At 59.6% G+C, this 15,829-nt stretch carries 15 protein-coding genes and 6 pseudogenes; 10 read left to right on the plus strand and 11 right to left on the minus strand.

From position 1 onward, the window contains the following. The first annotated feature begins 14 nt into the window (after positions 1 to 14). From V4R08_RS18055 to V4R08_RS18080, 5 genes are all read left to right on the plus strand, one after another. Positions 15 to 215 carry a hypothetical protein gene (locus V4R08_RS18055; RefSeq protein WP_335580709.1) on the plus strand — a complete coding sequence of 67 codons (201 nt, stop codon included), beginning with the start codon at positions 15 to 17 and terminating at the stop codon, positions 213 to 215. A gap of 650 nt (positions 216 to 865) precedes the next feature. Beyond that, positions 866 to 1,276, plus strand: coding sequence for a hypothetical protein (locus V4R08_RS18065; RefSeq protein WP_335580710.1), 411 nt, complete (start codon positions 866 to 868; stop codon positions 1,274 to 1,276). A gap of 156 nt (positions 1,277 to 1,432) precedes the next feature. Then, entirely contained in the window at positions 1,433 to 1,987 is a 555-nt protein-coding gene (locus V4R08_RS18070) for a terminase large subunit (protein WP_335580711.1), read from the plus strand. Beyond that, on the plus strand, positions 1,984 to 2,163 hold the full coding sequence (locus V4R08_RS18075; protein WP_335580712.1) for a hypothetical protein: 180 nt from the start codon (positions 1,984 to 1,986) through the stop codon (positions 2,161 to 2,163). Before V4R08_RS18070 ends, V4R08_RS18075 begins: the two co-directional genes overlap by 4 nt. Before the next feature lie 259 nt (positions 2,164 to 2,422). Next, positions 2,423 to 2,818: a hypothetical protein gene (locus V4R08_RS18080; protein WP_335580732.1), complete on the plus strand. Its 396-nt coding sequence runs from the start codon at positions 2,423 to 2,425 to the stop codon at positions 2,816 to 2,818. 54 nt (positions 2,819 to 2,872) lie between these two features. Here V4R08_RS18080 and V4R08_RS18085 read toward each other — a convergent pair whose 3' ends face one another. The 4 genes and pseudogenes from V4R08_RS18085 to V4R08_RS18100 form a co-directional block, all read right to left on the minus strand. Further along, on the minus strand, positions 2,873 to 3,166 hold the full coding sequence (locus tag V4R08_RS18085; RefSeq protein ID WP_335580713.1) for a type II toxin-antitoxin system RelE/ParE family toxin: 294 nt from the start codon (positions 3,164 to 3,166) through the stop codon (positions 2,873 to 2,875). Then, on the minus strand, positions 3,163 to 3,471 hold the full coding sequence (locus V4R08_RS18090; protein ID WP_335580714.1) for a type II toxin-antitoxin system RelB/DinJ family antitoxin: 309 nt from the start codon (positions 3,469 to 3,471) through the stop codon (positions 3,163 to 3,165). The genes V4R08_RS18085 and V4R08_RS18090 overlap by 4 nt, the downstream gene beginning before the upstream one ends. A 380-nt stretch (positions 3,472 to 3,851) precedes the next feature. Then, positions 3,852 to 3,988, minus strand: a pseudogene (locus tag V4R08_RS18325) (IS5/IS1182 family transposase); the annotation flags it as partial. Between the two features lie 395 nt (positions 3,989 to 4,383). Further along, on the minus strand, positions 4,384 to 4,617 hold the full coding sequence (locus V4R08_RS18100) for a recombinase zinc ribbon domain-containing protein (RefSeq protein WP_335580715.1): 234 nt from the start codon (positions 4,615 to 4,617) through the stop codon (positions 4,384 to 4,386). Positions 4,618 to 4,649: 32 nt separating this feature from the next. Here V4R08_RS18100 and V4R08_RS18105 point away from each other — a divergent pair. Continuing rightward, a pseudogene (locus V4R08_RS18105) lies at positions 4,650 to 4,778 on the plus strand (IS66-like element accessory protein TnpA); the annotation flags it as partial. Here the strand turns inward: V4R08_RS18105 and V4R08_RS18110 are convergent. The 4 pseudogenes from V4R08_RS18110 to V4R08_RS18125 form a co-directional block, all read right to left on the minus strand. Beyond that, positions 4,776 to 4,960, minus strand: a pseudogene (locus V4R08_RS18110) (IS3 family transposase); the annotation flags it as partial. The pseudogenes V4R08_RS18105 and V4R08_RS18110 overlap by 3 nt on opposite strands. Positions 4,961 to 4,987: 27 nt before the next feature. Further along, positions 4,988 to 5,673, minus strand: a pseudogene (locus tag V4R08_RS18115) (IS256 family transposase); the annotation flags it as partial. Positions 5,674 to 5,947: 274 nt separating this feature from the next. After that, a pseudogene (locus tag V4R08_RS18120) lies at positions 5,948 to 6,974 on the minus strand (IS110 family RNA-guided transposase). An 85-nt stretch (positions 6,975 to 7,059) separates the two neighbouring features. Next, positions 7,060 to 7,638 (minus strand): annotated as a pseudogene (locus V4R08_RS18125) (transposase); the annotation flags it as partial. Positions 7,639 to 8,173: 535 nt separating this feature from the next. On the opposite strand from V4R08_RS18125, the gene V4R08_RS18130 reads away from it, so the two are divergent. Together V4R08_RS18130 and V4R08_RS18135 are read left to right on the plus strand one after the other, a co-directional pair. Beyond that, on the plus strand, positions 8,174 to 8,404 hold the full coding sequence (locus V4R08_RS18130) for a DUF2171 domain-containing protein (RefSeq protein WP_335580570.1): 231 nt from the start codon (positions 8,174 to 8,176) through the stop codon (positions 8,402 to 8,404). Positions 8,405 to 9,591: 1,187 nt separating this feature from the next. Continuing rightward, positions 9,592 to 9,912, plus strand: a complete 321-nt coding sequence (locus V4R08_RS18135; RefSeq protein WP_335580728.1) for an integrase core domain-containing protein — start codon at positions 9,592 to 9,594, stop codon at positions 9,910 to 9,912. Here V4R08_RS18135 and V4R08_RS18140 read toward each other — a convergent pair. Together V4R08_RS18140 and V4R08_RS18145 are read right to left on the minus strand one after the other, a co-directional pair. Next, complete coding sequence (locus V4R08_RS18140) at positions 9,799 to 11,871, minus strand: recombinase family protein (protein ID WP_335580054.1); 2,073 nt, start codon at positions 11,869 to 11,871, stop codon at positions 9,799 to 9,801. The two genes, V4R08_RS18135 and V4R08_RS18140, sit on opposite strands and share 114 nt — an antisense overlap. Beyond that, on the minus strand, positions 11,861 to 12,079 hold the full coding sequence (locus V4R08_RS18145) for a hypothetical protein (protein WP_335580047.1): 219 nt from the start codon (positions 12,077 to 12,079) through the stop codon (positions 11,861 to 11,863). Before V4R08_RS18145 ends, V4R08_RS18140 begins: the two co-directional genes overlap by 11 nt. 2,068 nt (positions 12,080 to 14,147) lie before the next feature. On the opposite strand from V4R08_RS18145, the gene V4R08_RS18150 reads away from it, so the two are divergent. Together V4R08_RS18150 and V4R08_RS18155 are read left to right on the plus strand one after the other, a co-directional pair. Continuing rightward, positions 14,148 to 14,399 carry a GlsB/YeaQ/YmgE family stress response membrane protein gene (locus tag V4R08_RS18150; protein ID WP_335580716.1) on the plus strand — a complete coding sequence of 84 codons (252 nt, stop codon included), beginning with the start codon at positions 14,148 to 14,150 and terminating at the stop codon, positions 14,397 to 14,399. A 331-nt stretch (positions 14,400 to 14,730) separates the two neighbouring features. Then, positions 14,731 to 14,949, plus strand: coding sequence for a hypothetical protein (locus V4R08_RS18155; RefSeq protein ID WP_335580717.1), 219 nt, complete (start codon positions 14,731 to 14,733; stop codon positions 14,947 to 14,949). Positions 14,950 to 15,063: 114 nt separating this feature from the next. On the opposite strand, the gene V4R08_RS18160 is transcribed toward V4R08_RS18155, so the two are convergent. Next, positions 15,064 to 15,829, minus strand: a 766-nt coding sequence (locus V4R08_RS18160; protein WP_335580718.1) for a GAF domain-containing protein, incomplete at its 5' end; no start/stop codon positions are given.

The raw sequence follows: 15,829 nt of genomic DNA on the forward strand, positions 1-15,829 counted from the left end.
ATGTCGATCCTGCCTTGCCTGATTGGTTGCCGGACGTGACGCTCACCGATCTGCGGCTGGGGCGACGCCGCTTCAATATCCGTTTCTGGCGGGACGGCAAGAGCACGATCTTCAAGGTATTGAAGGGCAGTCCCGAAGCTGTAGAGCGCTCCAGTACATGTGGATGCTGGGCCAGGCTCAACGAAACACCGGGGAAAAGCCGGGGCGCCGCGTAGCGGTCGCTTCACACTCCCAATGGTTCGCAAATGCGTTTAGGTACGACCGGGTTAAGTCTGCATCGTCGATCATGTCCGAAGCTGCTTTCAGACAGCCGCCGCGATCCAGCTATGTCCAAGTGGGTACATGCACCGGCCTCATCGTCCATCCCAACAGCCAGCGCCACCAAGGAAGCCTGGACCTCAAGAATTCAGGTGGCCGGATGACTTCCCGGCCACCCAAAAACACCAAAGACTTACTTGCTTTCACAAGTAGTAATTGTCTTCATAGTGCTTCGGCATCGGCCTCTGTCTTATAGACCTTGCCAGCCGGGCTAACCACCACAGATGTAGTTGTCATTGGCTTTTCATGTGCGACTGTACATTTCTTCGTCGTGGAATCTTGCACGACATAGTATGAGTTCGCCGCGAACGCGGGAGCCGAGAAACCAGTGATGATGGCGGGCCGCAGCCAATAATTTAAAATTCATTTTTGACGCTCCTGTTTGTCACACAGTCCTTTCCTGTGTTGTGCGTAAACTCGGCTCGGGTGCGAACGTTGCGACGCGCTCCGCAAGCAGGACGAGGACGTATCGCATTGGGGCGAGCGGCTCTACGTCAACGTCGACTGCTACGACAAGCAGAACGCCGAGAGCATCCTGTTCGACGTGGTGACCGAGCTGCAGACCAACGGCCTCTTAATTGCCGACTTCGGCCAGCTCTACAATCAAGCACGTACAAAGGACGAGGCCACGCTCGAACGGGTGTCGAACTTCGTGACGAACAACCGCATACGGGTCGAGGCGCATACGGCCCTTACGCCGATGCGCGGGCGCCTCTACCAGCAGCATCGCCCTGATTTCATCCTCCGGGACGACCTCGAAAACGCCGTCACGGCGGACAGTCCAGCCATTACCGAGAAGATCATCCGGCTTCTCGACGAGGCAAAAGGCGGCATGGCCGGGCACGGGGTGTCGCTTACTCTCGGAAATTTCATACTCGAAGCGGGAGTCATGGGATACGTGCGCAAAGCCGTGAACGGATCGGGCCGACGGTCGCGCTTTGTCCTCATCACCGACTGACAGGGAGAGCCGGCCTGGCCCGACAAATACGTCAAAACCGATGCTGACGCTGCCGCCGTCAATGCTGATATCTCTGACCCGAGCAAACGCAAGATATCGCTTGAAGGAAAGGGGCGGGAGCTGAACGCCGGAGGCCGGTGCGTCTACGAGGTCGAAATGCTCCTGGACCCAGTCGCGGCCGGTTCCCCGTTCTTCGACCGCCCCACGATCGAGCGGCTTATCGCGCAGTGCAGCCAGCCGTCGAGCGAGAAAGCCGGCCTTTTCCTTTGGGAGGAATACAATCCCGCGCATCGCTACGCGATAGGGGCTGATACCGGCAAAGGCAACTGCAACGACCATAGCACGGCGGTCCTCATAGACTTCTCGACGATACCCGCCCGGCAGGTCGGGTCCTACGCGAACAATCTCATTCCCGCAGACCAGTTCAATGAGCTTAAACGGCAAGCCGACCTGTTCGGTTCCTGCCTCATAGCGCCCGAGAAGAACAGCGAGAGTGGCGGCTCGTGCCTTACCACGCTCAAGATGATCTATGATACGAACGTAATATATCGGCAGGTGTCGTTGGACCGTCTGAGCGACCAGCCGCTGGGGAGCGGGCAGTTGGGCTTGAGACCAACGGCGCGACTAAATACTCGTTACTCAATGACCTTCGCACGGCGATCGAGGACGGCCATCTGCTTATCCGGGACGAGCGCATTCTGCTCGAGATGAAGAGCTTTACCTTTACCGACGCCGACGACCTCGGGTGGGGTCGGGTCGGACACTTCACCAACCATCTCGACCTGCTCATGGCGACTGCTATTTGCTGGGAAATGAAGAAGTACGCCAAGGCCAAGACGCGGACCTCGACGTACGAACAACAGCCATATGAACGAACCGGCCTCTAATCCAAAGCATCCGCTGGTCGCGCAAGGCTGGAACAACTGCCCGAAATGCGGGTACTAGTCCGTCGTGGACGAGTGCCGCATGTGCCACTGGAGTTGGAGTGTCATTCGGCCCTTTAATTGCGTGACGTTGTCAAGCTTCCTTGAGATGCCGGCACTGGGGTCATGGGCCCTTTCCGAGGTCGCCAAGCGCCTCATGATGATGTCCGGGTCGGACGCCTCAACGTCTGCAGCGGAGTGCGACAGAGTCGCCACCAGCCGAATGAACGAGGTCGTCACAACCACCGTCCCAGCGGGACATCACTGGCCCGGTGAACCGGGTCAGGAACTGGCCGATAGATCAGGCGGCGCCGGCCTATCCCCATTCAAAGGAAGTACCATCAACCCGGATGCAGTGCAGAATGACGGCGATCTTGCGGGCAACGGCAACCTTTGCCTTCTTTATGCCGGCTTTCCCGGCGCGCGCTACGACTATCGCGACTGGGTCGACAAGCACGGACAAAAGTATGATCTTCCGCTAATGACGCGAGACGCTGGCCGGAGCAACCGAGGCTCCCCGCCGGCGCATCTGCCGCGGGTTGAGATCGTCGTCGACATCGATGACAAGACCTGCCAGTGCTGCCAGGGCGAGCTGCATCGGATCGCGATCTCCGCGTAGCCGATCACGCAGGGGCAAGCGCGCCCCCCCTGAGTGCCAGCCGCCGCGCATTCCTCAACCCTCCGGAAGCTCGTCAGGCCATTTCTGGGCGCCGTGCAGAACACGTAAGATTCGGATCGCGCGTTCGGTGACGATATAGGCCGCGACATAGGGAGTACCAGCGATAACGAGTTCTCGCGTGCCGGCAACGCGGCCGGGGCGGCCACTTTCCGGGAAATCGGCAAGCCGGCGCGCGGAGGCTGCAATTCGCTCGTCGATCGCGATGGCTGCTCGAGGGTTCTCGACTTCGATGTGGGTGAAGATGCCATCGCGATCGGCGAGCGCGAATGCGGACCAGACGAGCTTCACGACTTCAGTTTGTCCGCCCGGTGCGCGGCTGCCGCGCGCCGTTCGGCGAAATGCGCCTCAGCCCGATCCTCAGGGATATCGGGCCGGGTATCCTCCAGCGCCTCGCGCACCTTCGCGCGGAACCAGGCGTCGTGGACCTCGCTGTTCGTGACGAGCTCAAGCGGCAGCACGCCCTCGTTGGCGGTCCGCGTGAGCAGGATGCGCACGGCATCCGAGACCGTCAGCCCCATGCCCTCGAGCACCGCAGTTGCGCGGTCGCGGACTTCGGCGTCAATACGGGTCTGGACAAGAGCATTCGCGGCCATGATCACCTCCTTGACCTCAAGCGATAATGTAATGCAATTGAATTACAAATAACAGAGCCCCTGCTCGGGTTTGCCGACTCCAGCCTGGAACTCCGCAGCGGCCAGTGGATCTATCTCGACGGCGGCGAGAGGCACTCGTTGCGGGGAATTGAGGATTCCTCGTTGCTTCTCACCATCCTCGTTGACCAATAGGTCTGGTCGTCCGGGATATGCGCTCTGCTCGGCCACGCCCCCTACATCTCAACCACGGTCACCGTCTCACTTTCGACGGCAGGACGCCTGACGAGGGATATGCTAGGCAGGAAAACGAAGAGAGTCTGGCGGCGTAACTAACCTCGGAATCCGTCTTAGAGTCTAACTCATAATGATTGCATTTGATTTCAAGCTCTTGCGAGTCGTCGCGTGAGGGTGCGGATGTGGGCGACGAGAGCCAAGCAACTGCGCTGGCAATGGTTGCCTCGAAATCCTTTGCCAATCTACGACAGCGGCCCAGCCATGCGAAGGTTCTTTCAACGATCCGCTGTACAATGTTGCGTGGAACTGGTCGCCTGGCTTGGTGATTTTGAGCCAGTTGGGCCCTCGAGTGGGGGAACCCTGAAGACGATCTCGACGTGCGCGTCGTCGATTTCGACCCGGCGAACCACGGTGCGAATGATCTGCCGCATGCCGATCTATCAAGGTGGGCAAGCCCTCTTTCACCTTGGCTGAGAAGTCTTCCAGACGGCTGATGAGGAGTGAGAGCTCGCATTCGTTCTCGGCCACTTCGACCGCCGCTTGGTGCCGCTCCTGGAACTGTGAGAAGCGGCGTTTCAGACCAGCGATACGCGGTTCGAATTCCGCCTTGTCGATGATGCCTTCGGCATAGCTGTCGATCAGCCGGCCGATACCACGACGCAAGGTGGCCATTTGTCGTTAGAGGCGGACGATCTCCTCCGGTTCACGGACTTGGTCACGGGCCGCAAGGAGGCGGCGGCGATATTCCCCGGCCACGCGGTGCGGATCCTCCAGGAGACCTTTGACCTGATCCCACACCGCTTCTTCCAGGTGATCGCCGCGCACCTGCGGGTTGTCGCAAACGCGATGGCCGCTGAAGCGATGTAAGCGCGAGTTTCTGTGCACCTTTTGCTTTTGATTGCTCTGATGCATGAGGTGTCCACCAAAATAGGTGGACACCAATCATGAAAGACGATGATCAAAGACTGCGGGTGATGCTTGTTGGTCGGAATGGCCGCCGCCGATACGACCCCGCATCGAAGGACCGTCTTGTCGCAGCCTGCCTTGAGCCTGGCGTGTCTGTATCGAGGCTTCAAGGCGATGGCCTCACGACGAAGATCCTTCACCTCGCCAGACGTTGCGGCGCATGCCGTGTCACCCGCCAACCGACGCTTGCCAGCCTCGCGGAATTCCTTCGACCAGCCGTTATACATCGAGGCGGCAATGCCTTCGCGGCGCACAGCTCGGAGATATTCTCCTCACCGCGCAGCGAGCTATGCGGGATTTTGGGTGACGAGGTTGATCAGGCGGCGTGGTGAGCCGGCATTTTAGTGACCTCGATTCCGTTTTTGAATTTGACGCCTTGAACGACCTTTGGCAACTGGTTCTCGCCGTTCAATCGGCGCCATGTTTTCGCGGCGGCATTGACGAGTTTGAACACCATGAGCTTGGCGGTCTTTGCCGATAGCGCGCCCTTTGTCCGCACGGTTCGATGACGCACTGTCGCGAATACGCTCTCGATCGGGTTTGACGTGCGCAGATGGTCCCAGTGCTCGGCAGGGAAGTCGAAGAAGGCAAGCAGAGTTTCCCGGTCCTTGGTCAGGCAGACAACCGCCTTGTCGTACTTGGCGCCGTATTTTTCGGCGAATACGTCGATCGCGACCTCGGCTGCCGCGCGGGTCGGCCCGCCGTAAATCTCACGCAGGTCTGCCTTCATGTTGACCTGGACCGAGAGCGCAATCTTGTTCAGCACGTTGGCCGTCTTGTGAACCCAACAGCGCTGGTGCCGGGTAGCGGGAAAGGCCTCCTCGATCGTCCTCCAGAAGCCCAGCGCACCGTCGCCGACCGCGAGGTCCGGCGCGATCTCGAGCCCACGCTGCTTGATGTCGATGAGCAGCTCACGCCAGCTCTGCGCGCTCTCGCGGACTCCAGTCTGAAAGCCGACAAGTTCCTGCCTTCAGGCGTTGCGCCGATCAGCACCAGCATGCATGTATGGATGCCCCCGTTCGCGCAAGAAGTTTTTTGAGCGGTTTGGATCGCGTGATCGGATGCGGTCATGTATCAGGCCTTGGTACGCAGCCTGTTCCGACCGCTGGCCGGTATGGAGATGAGCGGACCTGGCGCAAATCACTCGGGCGAGCTGTCGAGCTCGATGCATGCTAATGCGTTTCCAGACCCAGATCTAACCGATCAATTTGACCTTACCGTTCATCGACCTTCCTACACGCCCGACGGTCCTCCGGTTGCTTTGGCTGATTTTCAATCAGGCCGCAGCAGCCATAGGATCTCGATAATCCTTCGCCTTCGCCAGCATGGCCCAGATCGAGCGAGCCATCTTGTTGGCGAGCGCGATTGCCGCAAGCATCCGCGGTTTGCGCGCCAGCATGCGATGGAGCCACGTTCCTTCCGGCGCTCCTTTCCGGCAGGCCGCTCGCACCACCGCCATGGCGCCGACGATCAACAGCCGCCTGATGTCGCGCTGGCCCATCTTCGAGGTTTTCCCGAGAATTTGTTTGCCGCCGGTCGAATGCTCGCGGGGAACGAGCCCAAGCCACGCGGCGAAGTTGCGACCTCGATTGAAGACCTCCATCGGCGGCGCGAAGGTCTCGATCGCCATGGCGGTGATCGGCCCCACGCCCGGCATAGTCTGCAATCGCCGCGTCATCGCCCTGCGCTTGGCTTCGTGGGCGGTAGCCTTTTCGAGTTCGGCGATCTTTTTCGACAGCCGATCGACTTGGTCGAGACAGATGCGCGCGAGTTCGATGACGAGAATGGGCAGGGACTGTCCCGTGTCTTCGATCGTCTGTGCGAGCAACGTCAGCTTCGCCGAACCCTGTGGACCACGATCCCATGTTCGGCCAGATGGCCGCGCAAGGCGTTGATCAACTGGGTCCGCTGACGGACCAAAAGATCGCGGGTACGAAACAGCATGGCGCGCGCCTGTTGCTCCTCAGTCTTCACCGCCACGAAACGCATGGTCGGCCGACTCGCCGCTTCAGCGATCGCCTCTGCGTCCGCGGCGTCGTTCTTCTGGCGCTTGACAAAGGGTTTGACATAAACGGGCGGAATCAGGCGCACCTCGTGTCCAATGTCGCGGATCGCCCGGCCCCAATGATGCGCGCTCCCGCAGGCCTCCATGCGACGATGCAGCGGGGCTGCTCGGCCAGGAAAGTGAGCATCTGCTCGCGCGAAAGCTTCTTCCGGAAAGCAACATTACCGTCGCAACGGGCTCCATGCAGTTGGAAGGTCCGCTTTGCAAGGTCGAGACCGATGATATTATTCTGCTCCATGGATGCTCTCTCCGTTCGTGGGATGCGCAAACATCGCCACCTTGGCACATCGCGATGCCGTCGGGAGGGGGCATCCACTCCATCACTCGGCGTTATCTTCCATCCGGGCCTGAAGGTAGACCCCGTCCGCCCACACGTACACGTATCGCCGTGCCGAGAGATCGCGCTTCTGCCAGGCGTCGTAATCCGCCTGCCACTCCGCCGTCAGCCGCGAGATCACGGCCGGCGACAAGTTCGGCGCGTCCTTGCCTAATAGGGCAGCGAGGGCCTCCTGGAAATCGCCGGTCGACACTCCGCGTAGGTAGAGAACCGGCAACAGCGCATCGAGGCTCTTCGTCCGCCGCGCCCATTTCGGCAGGATCGCCGAGGAAAATCGAATTTTCTCCTCCGCCTCCACGTCGCCTCGATCGCGCACCTTGGCGCGACGGACCTCGACAGGTCCGACTCCGGTCTGGATCGCGCGATGCGGACCATGGCCGTGACGCACGATGCGGCCGCGACCATCCGCCAACTTTACGTCCTTCCACATGGCGACGAAGGCGTCGGCTTCGGCAATCAGCACCTGAGCCAACATTCGGCGGGCACCTTCGCGGGCAAGTTCAGTCAGTGGATCGTCGATGGCGTCAGGCTGGCGGAAGGCAATGACAGTGCTATCTATCGACATGGCGTATCGCTCCTTTCGGGGAGGTTCTGGCAGGCTTGGACACCCGCCTCGATACGCCGCCTTCAATCAATCGTCGTCACCCAGATTCCGCCTTAGCTCTCGGTGCGAGCGGCGAACGGTTCGAGATTAAGGTGACGCCGAATGCTAGCCTCAGGGGAGGGCGCGTCAAAACTTCGCGCGAAAGCAGATTGTTTTATGGGAGCGGAAGCATGGTCCAATCCCCGACGGCCACATTCTGAAATGCATGCAATAGATTTAATTGGAGATCCGTCAAATTGTACCACCTCCCTCCTGGCGCAATTCCACGCCTGAGGAAGCGCGACTTCAGGCACGCCACGCCCGAATTGAGGCCTGCCGTTCTCATCGTTTCCAAACTGGAACACATCGCAGCGAGCAGGGGACAGTAGCAGTTCATCGCATCTGCCCCTAAGCACCTTTGGCCGAGCTACCGATTCGTTCTTTGGGAACGGAACAGAGCCAGAGGGTGGAACCGTTTCTCTCATCAAGCCTTGTCATGCGCACAAGAGAGACGGTTATGGAAATCAAAGAGCATATGGAAGTCATCGGCGCCGATGGGGCTCATGTGGGCACAGTGGACAAGGTTGAAGGTGGAAGGATTAAGCTAACCAAGAAGGACAGCGGTGAGGGTGCGCATAAGGGTCATCACCATTTCATCGATAAGGGTCTTATCGTTGGTGTGGAAGGCAACAAGGTGAGGTTGTCGGCGAATGGAAATGTCGCGGTAACGATGGAGGAAGAAAGATAGGCAACCTGCCGTTAAGACTCTCCAAGTGGATTTTCTCGATTACGATTCGTTCTTTGAGAACGAATTAGCGTCGTATCAGAACCCGCCGTTACTCCTCATTAAGGGGTCGGCGCGATGGTGAGCGAGAACAGGACTTGAACATGTCGACGAAAAATAGAGCCCCCAGGCCAACCAAAACAACCAACAACAGCAGGACCAGAACAACCGGTAGGACCAGAACAAAAAGCAGGCCGAGAGAAGAGGACGTAGGACCAAGGATAGAAGACATTCGGCCTGAAGGATTGCAGATGCACGTGCCGGCGCCCCCGCAGCAGGCTCAGCCAGCAATCAGCATCGTGGCCGTCGAACAGCTTCTGCGGGCTTACGGCTGCGCAGCCAATGTGCGCCGCGACGAGAGCGGGCAAGTGGTTGCCATGGCCGCCAACCCGAGAATGCAGGCGGAGGTGGATAGGCGATTGCAAGAGGTGCTAAGAATGAACGTCAATACCGAGAACCCTCAAAGGGGTAGACGCTGACCACATATCTCCGGACGTGGAACGTCTCGGCCCCGGCACCGTTTGTGACAAGCGCTCGCACCGCGCGTCTCGCGTGACGGAATGGAAGCCACCCAGCGCTTCCTCCGGTCACTTTGCCGCTCTTCCGCCGTCGGCAATCCAGTTGAGTTCGCCGACGAGGCGTTTGCCGCGCCGTCAGACCGGGCACCTGCTAGCGGCGGGTTAGCGAAACGGTCCGATGAGACCGCGGGGAAGCTACTCACCTGATCCATATGCGTCCCCTTTTCACTAGGATCGACAGAGGTTCTCAGACTCACCGTAAGCGGCGTCAACAAGAGTGCAGTTACATCCCGCTATGAGTGACAGAATTTGACTGTCCGGTATCGCCGCGGGACGGCGCCTCTGCTGCGAGTTGCCCCGAAGCTGTGCCGCGAATTTTGCCCCGTCCGATTGATTAGGCCCTGATGCGAGGCGCTGGGTCGCTTCATTGAACATGGATTCCGCGTGGGTCCGTCCAAGCTGGCGAGCAGCCCATACGTTGCGCCTCGCAAGCTCTCCGACCGCATCGGAAATCTCGCCTTGCGAACCCGGCAACGGATTAGCCGGAAACAACGCATCAACCGCCTTCTTTGTCGTCTGATCGCGCTACGTTACCTGATCCGGGACCGCGATGGCGCATACGGCCAAATATTCATGTGTCGGGTTCGGTCCATCGGTATTCGAGATCGCCCGACGTCTCCTCGCTCACCCTGGCAAAACGCATACGCCGAACGGCTGATCGGATCGATCCGCAGGGAATGCGTTGATCATATCGTGGTATTCGGCGAACGCCATCTGTGCCATGTGCTACTCTCGTACGTACATGAGCTATTACAATCCTGTTTCATAACACACATCTGTCTATGTGATTGGAGAGAAGAGGCTTTGCTGATCTGGATGCGATCCCGTGGGGTGATTTGGGTTTTGCCTCGCGCGACGAACGAGGCGCTGAGCCGCCGGTTCGCTGAGCGTTGATCGGCTGAAGATCCAAGGACCATCCGGCAGAGGATGACCCGCCTCGATCTCGCCCGCTGCGGCGGCGAGCCTAAGCGTCTTCGGTGCAATGCCGAGCAAACCCGCCGCCTTGTTCAGATTAAGCCATGGCTCGTTCCCATCCGGCGCCGGCCGAAAGACCGGGATCTTATGATGCGACCTGAGCGCGGTGACCCGCTCCCGTATCCAGCGATTGCCGTGGCCGGTCACCAGGCCGTTCCGGTTGAGAATGCCGGCGATCAGATCATCATTGGCGATGAGAACCAGTTGGCGGACGGCGGCCAGCATGTCGGCGGAGATGCTATTGCGCTGTCCGCGGCGGCGCCTCGGCAGGCGCAGTTCGGTATGAACGCCGCCCATCCAATGGGTCAGGAGAACGATCTCTGACGCTTCGTCATCGATATCGGCGACCACCTCGTGGATGACGGTGCGCACGATTCGCTTCTTGAGCCTCGCGTCGGTCGACGGCGCCGACCAGACCGCCTTGAGATCAGCGGCCAGCGCGGCGAGGTGGACTGGCGCCCGTGATGGTGCCGATGTCGCGGCATCATGCGCGGCAATCCTGATCTCGATCTCGCCGACACGTGTGAGCGCGCCGTTCCATCGCAACTCCAGTTCCGCCGCGATCAGGCGGTTCTGCGGATCGACGGCATCGTACTGCCGGAATGCCCGATCGGCGCTGTAGCGCGCCGCCTCGAGGTCGCGCACCAGCGCCTCACGAACCTGATCGCGGCGGTTGGCCGCTTGTGCTTCGGCCTCGACGGCCGTAGCTATCGCTCCCGGTTCGACAACCCGCAGAAGAGCTTCCTCGATGGCGTCGTCGACACGCAATCCTCCGAATGCGATGCAGCGTGGCTCGCCATTGTCGAGCGAACCCCGCCAACAGGAATAGCGCGGAATGTTATGCTTGGCGCCGGTGTAGCGAATCGTCAGCTTGCGTCCACAACGCCGGCAGCGGACAAGGCCGGCGAGCAAAGCGTCGCCGTGCTTCGGCGCTCCGTGATGTCGGCCTGTGGGCATGTTGTCGCGCACCATCTTGCGGATCGCCTCCGACCGCTCCCAGCTGACGTAACCCACATGGACGCCTGGGATCAGCGCCAGCCATTCGGCTCGCGCCTTACGACGGCGGCTGGGTCGGATCACGCCTGCTGCGTCATATCCTGTCGCGACACGACTCTTACCATAGGCGTAGGCGCCGCCGTAGATCGGGTTCTCGATCATCCGGTGGATGGTCGCATAATTGGGCCTGCGCCAGACCACGTCACCGTTGTTGCGCTTGGCGGGCAAGTCCAGCCCATGCTCGATGAACCAGAGCAGGGCTTGCCGGACACTGCCGAGCTCGGCGACCTTGTCGAAGACCAGAATGACGGCTTCCTGGACACGGCGATCGGGATCCTTCTCGAGCCTGTCGCCGACCTTCACAAAGCCGACCGGGGCCGCGACGATGAGTTCGCCGCGCCGGGCCTTCTCATAGCGGGCCGACAGGGAACGCTGGCGCAGAAGATCGAGCTCATACTCGTTGAGGCTGCCCTTCAATCCCAGCAACAGCCGGTCGTTGCCCTGACGCGGCGCATAGACCATCTCCTGATCGATCAGCACGGTATCGACGACGCGGCACATCTCGATCAGCTGCTGCCAGTCGCGGCTGTTGCGGGCGAAACGCGAGACTTCCCGCGCCGCGACCGCACCGACCTTGCCCAGGCAGACCTCGGCCACCATTCGATCAAAGCCGGCGCGCGCGACGCCGCCCGCCGCCGAGCGCCCGAGATCGTCATCGACCGTTTCGATGCGAGACCAGCCCAGCGCCGTCAGACGATCGCGCATCGCATATTGCAAGGCGCTGCTCTCGCGATTGTGGAGAACCTGATGGGCGGAGGACTGCCGGACATACAGGATCGCCTTGCGCTCCAGATGGTGCGGCCTGATCTTCTCAGACATCATGACGCATCTCCTCCCGTTCCCGAACGAGGTCGCCGTCGGCGTGGCCGAAGATCAGGCGGACCAGCAGCTTCGTCAGCGTATGGCGCGTCTCGGCGGGCAACGCCTGCCATTGCGGCGTCTGCGCCGCGGCGTAGGGCGGGTCGCAGAACAGATCGAACTGACGTGCATTGCTGTGAGGATGGCGATGAGCGGTAGGCGGGCGTGGCATGGACATCTCCCCGATTCGTGTCGTGAGAGCCCAATGCTGCGCTTGAATCCCGCAATTGCGATGGTGCGCCCGAAACGGACGTCACATCCTGCAGCAGCGTTGCCAAGGCGGTCAGCACCGCAATGTCAACATAGGGTGCGGCGCCGACACACCAGGCCGCCCGATCGAACATCCACGCCGGAATCTCCAGCCATCGCGCGGATGCCCGACCAATGAGGCTGCACCGGAAAACTTCTCCGCCAGCCTTCTCGATGACCTCATGAATATGGACCAGGCATCCGGCCCATGGATGCCACGGATAAAGAAGCTCGCGCTCCTCGGTCCCGTGGGCGTTCTGTCGTCGTGTTGTACAACGGCACGCGCACCCATTTGTCATTAAACGAGGACGCGCCGATGTCACGCGCCGCCGAAACAGCCAGACGCATTCTCTGTCGTCCGAGTCTGGGCGGACAGCACCATCGATATGCCAGGGTTTGATTTGCGGTAGGCACAGGCTGGGAGCAAATCCCTCGTTACCTGATCCGGGATCGCGATGGCGCATATGGCGAAATATTCATACGCCGGGTTCGATCCATCGGCAGGCATTCGAGATCGTCCGAGATCTCCTCGCTCACCCTGACAAAACGCATACGCCGAACGGCTGATCAGATCGATCCGCAAAGGAATGCGTCGATCATATCGTGGTATTACTACAACGGCACGCGCATCCATTTGTCATTAAACAAGGGCGCGCCGATGTTACGCCTCGCCGAGACAGCCGGATGCATTAGCTGTCGTCCGATTCTGGGCGGACTGCACCATCAATATCCCAGGGTTTGATTCGCGGTAGGCCCAAGTTGGAGGCCGAGCACTTGGTCGAAGCCGGGCTGGTCGAGATAACTGGCGACACTGAAAGACCCACCTTGCAATGAATCTGTAGCATGACATGTAGTCCATGGTCTTGGCCACGTCATTGCCGCGCGAGAGCTTGGCGCGCTGCTCACGCCTCCGTATCGGTGGCGTCAAATTTCCGGTCCTCAAGGATATCGACAAGTTCGTCCTCGCGGACAGGGCATCACCGGCTACGCGTCGCTGCATCGTGACCGGCGCGAGCAGCTGGAAAAGCTGCGAACCGGCGATGGATGGCAGATGTCTACGACGCGCATCGCGAGCACCGAAGCGGAGACCGCGCTGGCGTAGGTTCACGGTCTGATGGATGCACACTCACGACAAAACATAGGCTGAAAACAAAAATGGCGGCCTCCGGGCCACCGTTCTGGCAGTCACCACATCTGACGATAGTAGGCAAATTTCCGCAGCGTTGCGTCGCAGCGCACCGGAACGATCCATGGCAGCACCAGCCGCATGATCCAGTTGGCGATCGGGGAGACGTGCTGCACAGAAAGATCGATCGGGTTGGCCGATGGGCATGTGCAGCTTAGGATCGCAATTCAACCCGCTGCCGAAGCGCTTGTGGCCATGGATCATAGCCCAGCGGGTCGCGTGAAATGTAGTGATAGAGATGGAGGTCGAGCGGGAAGAATGAATAAATCAATGACCCGATGGAACCTTCATTCGGAGTTAGGCTTGTGCTGGATAGGCAGATTCTCAAACCGGGATAGGTTGATGCGTATTCGTTTCGCCTCGAGCGAGATCCTGGCGTGCAGTATGATGGCGGGCAGTGCCTTCGCACAAACCCTTACTCCACGAGATCCCAATACCGCCCTAGCTGCTACGGCAGCCAACCCCGGCGTTGGTCTCCCACACAGAAATGTGACGAGCTTCGAAACTCATCGGCGTGAACGCTACAATGAGCAAAGCGAAAAGCTCGGCGACATTAACGCTGATACAAATTCTCGACCGGCTTACATCGGTCGCCTTGGAACCAGCGCGAAATTCCGACGAAAATGGCGTCCAGTTCACGGGGTCATGAGCGGGACAAGGAGCAACTGAAATCCATGCAGCAGTTCAAATACAGTTCCTACAACTAGTCATCGACCGTAGCGCCTCACGGAACTGAGGTGCTCTGATCATAAGACTCTTCTGATCAGGCATTCGCTTATGACCTTAACACCTTCGGAGATATGAAATGGAAAGCGCAGGAGTGGGCTGGTTAGCGGCAATCATCATAGGCGGTATCGCTGGATGGCTTGCCGAGATGTTCATGAAAAGCAACATGGGCGTCTTGATGAATATCGTGCTCGGTATTGTCGGAGCGGCCATTGCCAGTGCCGTGTTCGGTATGCTCGGCATTAGTTTTGGGGGGTGGATCGGCTATCTGATCGCTGGATTTATCGGGGCCTGCATACTGATCGCGATTGTACGAGCAATTAGGCACTAACCCGTCCTATTCGTAAGAGTGCGGTTGGCTCATGGAACAAACGGAGGATCAATGGAAAACCTGTAATAGGGACACGGCCGTCGCAGGAGTTTTTCGATGAAACAACTTTGCCTGGCCCGCTAAATCCAGTTGAACATTGAGTGTCCCCGAAAACCAAAAGGGGAAGTGGAGAAGGTTTCCGGGGTCCGAGCGACAATCCGATGCCTCTTCATCGTGTTCCCGGAGACGACCGGACATCCGTCTGGCTTCAATGCAGCAAAATCGGCCCGCACGGAACTGGCCCTCCTCCAGGGACTTGACCGTTGGGCCAATGTGATCTCGGAGAACGACCATGAAAGTAATTTTTGCCTCGGTTTGCTTGCTGGCACTCACCTCCTTCTCGCCGGCGGAGGCAAAGGGGTGCATCAAGGGCGCCATCGTCGGCGGCGTTGCTGGCCATGTGGCTGGCCATGGCAAGCTGGGCGCTGCGGCGGGCTGTGTGGTCGGCCATCACGAAGCCAACAAGCCAAAATCCAGATCGAACGCGCGAGCCCCGTCGGGACAGAAGTAGGCGATCGGGCGACGCATTGAAAGCGACCGAGGCGGAATGAACGCGCTATGAGGGACCCGGTCCCATTGCGAAAGTCACATCTTCCAACTGGACGATGGTTCCAGACGGTAGACGTTAATGGGGCACCTCCTGCCCGACCGTTGTAGATGAGGTAGTCCGAGCCAGCTTCAACGGCGCTTCTTTGTCCACATCACTCGTTGTAATGGTGGCTATGACATCGGCGGCCATCGTTTCGAGCAATGCGACTTCATTGTCTTCCAGGGTGCGGGGTTTGGAGTCGAGAATGCACAGCGCTCCGATTATCAGACCGTCGGCTGCGCGTAGCGGCGAACCGGCGTAGAAGCGCATGTTCCATTGCTCGATCGTCTCGTTATCGGCAAAGCGCGGATCACGCTCGATATCCGAAACGACTAGCGTCTCGTCGTTGGCCACGACGTAGTTGCAGATCGCATGATCGCGGTCCATCGGCAGCAGCGTGCCTGCATTATCGGTGATGACGTCTGGCAATTTTCCACTCTGTCCGACGAAGTATTCGCGACCCTCATCGATAGCGGTGATCACGGCAACGCTGGCGTTGAATACGTCGGCGGCACGCTTGGCGAGTGCATCCAGAGCTTCGCGTTTATCACCCTTCAAGACCCCGGTCGCTTTTAGCACGTCGACACGCTCTGCGTCGTTGTCAGGCACGGTGGCGTTTTGGGCCGCCCTGGCTTCTTCGGGGTCGATGATGCGGTGAATACGACGAACCGCCTCCTCAACCGAAGTCACGACAGTATCGGCTTTGAGCGCTGAAAGGGATTCGTCAGTCAGCAGTTCCGGCGGCGCGTTCCATAGCGCAAGGACAATGCGCAGATTCGGCCATCGTCTTCGCAGACGCCAA

Source organism: Nitrobacter sp. NHB1 (assembly GCF_036964665.1).
Classification (GTDB): domain Bacteria; phylum Pseudomonadota; class Alphaproteobacteria; order Rhizobiales; family Xanthobacteraceae; genus Nitrobacter.

What these genes read in the sequence shown, in the direction of transcription:
- V4R08_RS18145 (WP_335580047.1), bottom strand. Translation starts at nt 12,079, where the DNA reads ATGCCACGCCCGCCTACCGCTCATCGCCATCCTCACAGCAATGCACGT.
- V4R08_RS18130 (WP_335580570.1), top strand. Translation starts at nt 8,174, where the DNA reads ATGGAAATCAAAGAGCATATGGAAGTCATCGGCGCCGATGGGGCTCAT.
- V4R08_RS18080 (WP_335580732.1), top strand. Translation starts at nt 2,423, where the DNA reads ATGAACGAGGTCGTCACAACCACCGTCCCAGCGGGACATCACTGGCCC.
- V4R08_RS18140 (WP_335580054.1), bottom strand. Translation starts at nt 11,871, where the DNA reads ATGATGTCTGAGAAGATCAGGCCGCACCATCTGGAGCGCAAGGCGATC.
- V4R08_RS18070 (WP_335580711.1), top strand. Translation starts at nt 1,433, where the DNA reads ATGCTCCTGGACCCAGTCGCGGCCGGTTCCCCGTTCTTCGACCGCCCC.
- V4R08_RS18155 (WP_335580717.1), top strand. Translation starts at nt 14,731, where the DNA reads ATGAAAGTAATTTTTGCCTCGGTTTGCTTGCTGGCACTCACCTCCTTC.
- V4R08_RS18100 (WP_335580715.1), bottom strand. Translation starts at nt 4,617, where the DNA reads ATGCATCAGAGCAATCAAAAGCAAAAGGTGCACAGAAACTCGCGCTTA.
- V4R08_RS18135 (WP_335580728.1), top strand. Translation starts at nt 9,592, where the DNA reads ATGTGTCGGGTTCGGTCCATCGGTATTCGAGATCGCCCGACGTCTCCT.
- V4R08_RS18150 (WP_335580716.1), top strand. Translation starts at nt 14,148, where the DNA reads ATGGAAAGCGCAGGAGTGGGCTGGTTAGCGGCAATCATCATAGGCGGT.
- V4R08_RS18090 (WP_335580714.1), bottom strand. Translation starts at nt 3,471, where the DNA reads ATGGCCGCGAATGCTCTTGTCCAGACCCGTATTGACGCCGAAGTCCGC.
- V4R08_RS18075 (WP_335580712.1), top strand. Translation starts at nt 1,984, where the DNA reads ATGAAGAGCTTTACCTTTACCGACGCCGACGACCTCGGGTGGGGTCGG.